The following is a 5,460-nucleotide window of genomic DNA, read 5'->3' as shown; positions in this document are numbered from 1 at the left end:
GAGGCAACCGATGCCGGCGCTGGCGGAGAGGCTGCTGGTGTGGGCACGACCGGCACCATCCGGGAAGAGACGCCGGCCGCATTTTTAAATGCTGCCAGGGAGGAACCGGTTTCCTTGCCAAGCAAATCATCCAGACTGTCCGGGTGTGTGTACCAATACCCGGCCCCCAGGCCCAGAACGACCACCGGGACGACTCCCAGGGCAATTTTCACAGCGGAAGGTACTTCCCCTTCTTTTTCGTCCAGGGATCTGCCGCCGGGCAATTTTCCCCTATCCACGCCAACCGCTGCCGCATCCGACTGTTTCAACTTGCGCAGGGCACGGTACATGATGCTCATAGGACATTCACTCGCAGCATGATGACCAACTCACTGACCACATCACTGTCACTGTTCGACGTGAACAATCTGCCAAACAGGGGCACTTCCGAGAGTACGGGCACACCCGTGCGCACGGAGGAGCGTGATTTATTGATCAAACCTCCGAGGATCACGGTATCATCACTCTCAATCTGCAACGTGGTACTCATCTCTTTCAGGTCAACCTTCGGCAGGGTGATCTCGGTATCCATTGCCCTGACAACGTTGCTGAGATCCACATCGCTCTTGACCGGATGGATGGAGAGGGTAATCTTCCCCTGGGCGTTGATGAAAGGCACGATTCCCAGGATCAATCCTTGAAAGACGGAGTCTGGCTGGACATCAACCGTGCCAGCGGTCGTTATGGCACCTGTGGTTGTAGACGGCGTTGTTTTGGTTTGTTTCACGAACGCCTGTGACTGGCCCACACTGATCATGGAAGGCTGTCCATGTCTGGCGCGGATGGAGGGATTGGAGATGGTTTGCACATCACCATACTGCTTCAACATGTTGAATGCGGCCAACAGGGTGGTTTTCCCGACATTTCTGCCGATGGTCATGGCCATACCCGACGCACCGGCAACCGCTGCCGAGGCATTGGTCGTCAGACCGGTCAGGGGAGACAACGAGACTTGGGGTGCCCCGGTTGTGGAAGGCGTTATGCTTTGGCCAATTCCTTGACTGATCAGGACACCATTACGCAAGGCCGCCCAGTCCACACCCGTTTGATGCTGATCGTTCAGGCGCACTTCCATGATACGCGCCTCGATGAGGATCTGCCGACCAACAATCTCCTTGAAATCTTCCAGAAGTTTGGCTGAGCGTCGCACGGCCGAGGGTCTGGCCCTGACGTGCAGGAGGCCGGACATCCGGTTCAGATTGTAGGTACCGGCACCTCCGATGGACGATTTCAGTATGTTTTCCAGTTGCGTGTAGGGGTTGGAGTCACCTGAAGCACCCGACATGGCAAAGCTCCCGGTGATTCCTTTTCCCGTCGCACCCCCGCCTCCGGCGCTGCCCATGACATCGCCACCGGCAGAGAAGTTCGACTTGTTGTCGGTCTCAAGGAAGTCCACATTGAAGGTCACTTCCTGGAAGGGATCGACTCGCAAAACGTTGTCCTCGATCCGCCCGTAAAGATCCGCCAGGTCGAGAACCTCACGAAAGACGGTCGAAGCTTCCACATTGTGGAAACTGACGCTGACGATGGGTGGATTTTCAACCACATCCGGGTTGATCAGCAGGTTCATGTTGGTCATCTTGGCCAGGGCCTGGAAAATGTGTCGCACATCTTCCTTGTCCATTTCCAGGGAGACCATCACATCGTCAAGGGGATTATACTCTGGCAACACAGGTTGCGGCTCTGCTGCCACCGAAACCTTTTTCGGCATATCCCGGTGTATCTCCTGCTGTCGCTGCGCCAGGGACTCCGACGCTTTCAGCAAAGTTTCATGCGTGTCCCGAGCCGGCACCCCCGCATAAAGATGCCGCAAATCCTGAAATGTTTCCCGCTCGCCGCTGCGCAGCACCTGATCCCTTGCGGAAAGGTCTTGATGGCTTTTTTGCAGCAGCGAACCAGCGCCCTGTTTGTCGTCGGGCACGGGCATGTTCTGACATCCAACGACCAACACAGAACACAGAACCATGCCGCTAATGACCTGCAAATTCTTCATAACTGGATTTCTCCCACTCCGGTCTAAAATTCCAGGTATGGAAAGGATGAATCATTCCACTCGCAGTATGCACCTGAAAGGCCAGAAACACAAATTTTCACGGAAATCAACCACACCAAGCCGTCATACCAGGATTCTATTTCAACCTCACGGAACAGGTTACCCCATTTCTCGGATAAATAAAAATTATTTGCCAGGATTCTTTTCTTCCCCTTTTCTTTCAACGATGCTACTGTCCTGCCATGCAGCTCAAGGGGTGCATTATGCCACCTTTTTCCTGTAAAGTCGATTCTTTACGCAATACCTGATCGGCAACGGTCCCTGTCGCCTTGAAAGATATTTATTCAGGGAGGGCACTTCGCCTTTCTAGCAAATTTTGTTCCAACATTGACTTCCTCTTCTTGGTTCCCAATTGCACCCGCACGCTCAATACTGCGAAAATTTCATAAATCACCTTGACCCAGGTCAATCCCAGCAATCATTTTAATTCATCTCCAGCAACCATTTACGGCAATCCGAATGAGACCTTATCATGGCTGATCACAAACCATCCAACATGTTGGTCACCGGTGGTGCCGGTTTCATCGGAGCCAACTTCATCCACCACATTTTGACACAGGATCCAGATGTTCGCGTGGTCAATCTGGATCTTCTGACCTATGCAGGGTCACTTGATAATCTGACGGGACTACCTGCCCCGGACCGATACGTATTTATCCAGGGCGACATCGCCGACCGTTCTGGCGTCGAACGTATTTTTCGGGAACACACCATTGACACCGTGGTTCATTTTGCCGCCGAGAGTCATGTGGATCGTTCCATCTCCGGTCCGGATGCCTTCATTCACACCAATCTGGTCGGAACCTGGACCCTGCTGGAAGCGGCCCGTCAATATTGGGCGGAAACTGCACGCGGTGCCCAGGGTCAGGTCCGTTTCCATCATGTGTCAACGGACGAAGTATACGGTGCCCTGCAAACCGACGATGAACCTTTCCACGAGGCCACGCCCTATCGTCCCAACTCGCCCTATTCCGCATGCAAAGCCGGGGCCGATCATCTGGTGCGGGCCTATTTTCACACCTATGGCGTCCCGACGACCCAGACCAACTGTTCCAACAATTACGGTCCCCGTCAACATCCGGAAAAGTTGCTCCCCACCGTCATTCGGGCTTGCCTGCATGGGCAGGCCATTCCGGTCTATGGTGTCGGCGGCAACATTCGGGACTGGCTGCACGTCATGGACCACTGTTCTGCCATCGAGGTGATCCTGCAACGGGCCAGGCCGGGCAGCGTTTACAATATTGGCTCCGATAATGAATGGAAAAATCTGGACCTGGTCAAAAAAATTTGTTCCATCATGGACCACGTCAAGCCGGCTGGGGCACCCCATGCCCGGTTGATCACGTTCATCACAGACCGACCCGGTCACGATTGGCGTTATGCCTTGAATGCCCATAAAATCAAAAACGAATTGGGTTGGCAACCCCGGATTGAATTTGATCGGGGACTGGAAGAGACGGTGCTGTGGTATTGTCAACATACCGCTTGAAACCCTGCCAGGAAATCAACCAACGTGCGCCTGCCGGACAAGTATCTGTATGGACTTTATACCGGGCTTTTTTCTCTGCTCGGCCTTGTCTCTCTGCCTTTCATGGCCCTGCGGGTGGGGGCCAGGTCCAGATACCAGGGAACCCTTGCCCAACGTTTGGGTCACATCCCCAAGAGTATCTGTCAGGATTTGGAGCAGAACGCCTGTTTCTGGGTACATGCGGTTTCCGTGGGGGAGGCGCTCGCGGCCCAGGGATTGATCGAGGCGTTGCATCGCTGCTTTCCCGGGTTACGCGTTGTCGTTTCCACGGTCACCAAAACCGGACAACAGGTGGTTCGTGACCGTCTGACCTGCGTCGATCATTTGATCTATCTCCCCCTGGATTTGCCGGGAATCATCGAGCGTGTGGTGCCCTGTATTCGTCCCCGGTTTGTCATCATCATGGAGACCGAATTGTGGCCCAACCTGTTCCATGCCCTGGAGAAATCCGCCATCCCCATCATTCTGGTCAATGGCCGGCTTTCCCCCAGATCTTTTGCCCGTTATCGCCGCATGGCCTGGGCCATGGGGCGTTTCCTGCAACCGGTTCATCTGTTTTGCATGCAGTCTCCCCAGGATGCCGATCGGATGCGACAGATCCATCCTTCCTTGTCTTCTCCCCAGACAGTATCATGCGACCATCAACCTGCCCGGCCCCACTTGCTTGTCACCGGCAACCTGAAATACGACCAGGCCATGCGCCTGCCAACTCAAACAGAAATGGTTGCCTTGCAGCAACGGACCGGACCAACGCCCCCCCCCATCTGGTTGGCGGCCAGTACCCACCCCGGCGAAGAGACCCTCATTCTGGACACCTTTTACGCAGTGCGCCAACATATTGCCGACCTGCGTCTGATCCTTGTCCCTCGCCATCCAGAAAGAGCCTCCCTGCTCGACAACACCCTCACCCAGAAAGGATTTTCTTTTCGTCTCTTCAGTCAGACCCGGGGCAACTGGACCGAACCGGTCCTTCTGGTGGATGAAATTGGCTGGTTGACCCGTTTATATGGATTGGCGCAGATTGTTTTTGTCGGGGGCAGTCTGATACCGCATGGGGGACAAAATTTTCTGGAACCCGCCGCCTGGGGCATACCCCCCATTTTCGGGCCTCATGTTTTCAATTTCCGGGATGCTGCTCGGCAAATCCTGGAGGCCAGGGCCGGCTTTCAGGTCCAGGATGCGGTTGCCTTGGAAAAGATTGTCCTGCACTTGCTGCAAAATCCATCCCTGTGTCAAGAAACCGGGCAACGCGCCAAAAATGTGGTCATGACCCATGCCGGTGCCCTGGAGCGCACAGTACAGGCAATCCAGGCTACGCTTCGACCTTTTCCATGACCGCCTTTTCCCCGGCCAAACATACAAACAGTTTGCCAGCATCTTCGGTCCAGGCCTCCTGCATGTGCAGCTATTCCCGGTTCGACTCAAACTTTGGCGAACAATTCCGCATCAGATTCAAAATGAATGACACCAGCGCCATCTTCTGGTAGACTGAACAGGTACAGTACCCAAAGGCACAATCGCACTGCCCCCCCCCTTTTTCCATACAAACCGGCAGAGTCACCTGACACCCAGACACACCCCATGCGCTACGACACAACCATCAAAGATGTGTTCCGAGACTCTCCGCAGCAAATCCTGCTGCGTCTGACCGGCAAGAGAGCCATCCGCATGCTGCCAGTGGAATTCCCCTCCACCCAGAAACGCTGCCCGGATCTGGTCTTCCTCCTGGAGGACGGCTCCATTTTCCATCTGGAACTGCAAAGTACGCCAGAAACCATGGTCTGGCGCATGCTGAACTATTATGCCCTGATCCGTCTGCGCTATCCAAACCGCAAGCTGA

At 54.7% G+C, this 5,460-nt stretch carries 5 protein-coding genes; 3 read left to right on the top strand and 2 right to left on the bottom strand.

Annotated elements, in window-relative coordinates:
* Both HQL65_06390 and mshL read right to left on the bottom strand, forming a co-directional pair.
* Positions 1–338, bottom strand: a 338-nt coding sequence (locus HQL65_06390) for a hypothetical protein (GenBank protein MBF0135849.1), incomplete at its 3' end; no start/stop codon positions are given.
* Positions 335–1,966 carry a pilus (MSHA type) biogenesis protein MshL gene (mshL, locus tag HQL65_06385; GenBank protein MBF0135848.1) on the bottom strand — a complete coding sequence of 544 codons (1,632 nt, stop codon included), beginning with the start codon at positions 1,964–1,966 and terminating at the stop codon, positions 335–337. The genes mshL and HQL65_06390, both read right to left, overlap by 4 nt.
* Positions 1,967–2,564: 598 nt before the next feature.
* Between mshL and rfbB the strand changes: the two genes are divergently transcribed.
* The 3 genes from rfbB to HQL65_06370 form a co-directional block, all read left to right on the top strand.
* Entirely contained in the window at positions 2,565–3,581 is a 1,017-nt protein-coding gene (gene rfbB / locus HQL65_06380; protein ID MBF0135847.1) for a dTDP-glucose 4,6-dehydratase, read from the top strand.
* 24 nt (positions 3,582–3,605) lie between these two features.
* Complete coding sequence (locus HQL65_06375) at positions 3,606–4,955, top strand: 3-deoxy-D-manno-octulosonic acid transferase (GenBank protein ID MBF0135846.1); 1,350 nt, start codon at positions 3,606–3,608, stop codon at positions 4,953–4,955.
* Positions 4,956–5,201: 246 nt separating this feature from the next.
* A partial coding sequence (locus HQL65_06370) for a flagellar biosynthesis/type III secretory pathway protein (GenBank protein MBF0135845.1) occupies positions 5,202–5,460 on the top strand: 259 nt, incomplete at its 3' end.

This window comes from Magnetococcales bacterium, assembly GCA_015228935.1.
Taxonomy (GTDB): Bacteria; Pseudomonadota; Magnetococcia; order Magnetococcales; family DC0425bin3; genus HA3dbin3.
The sequence above is the reverse complement of the archived record's forward strand: the minus strand, read 5'-3'. Positions and strand labels throughout refer to the sequence as shown.

Bases quoted from the DNA above. Each gene is read 5' to 3' on its own strand.
- mshL (MBF0135848.1), bottom strand. From the start codon at position 1,966: ATGCCCGTGCCCGACGACAAACAGGGCGCTGGTTCGCTGCTGCAAAAA.
- rfbB (MBF0135847.1), top strand. From the start codon at position 2,565: ATGGCTGATCACAAACCATCCAACATGTTGGTCACCGGTGGTGCCGGT.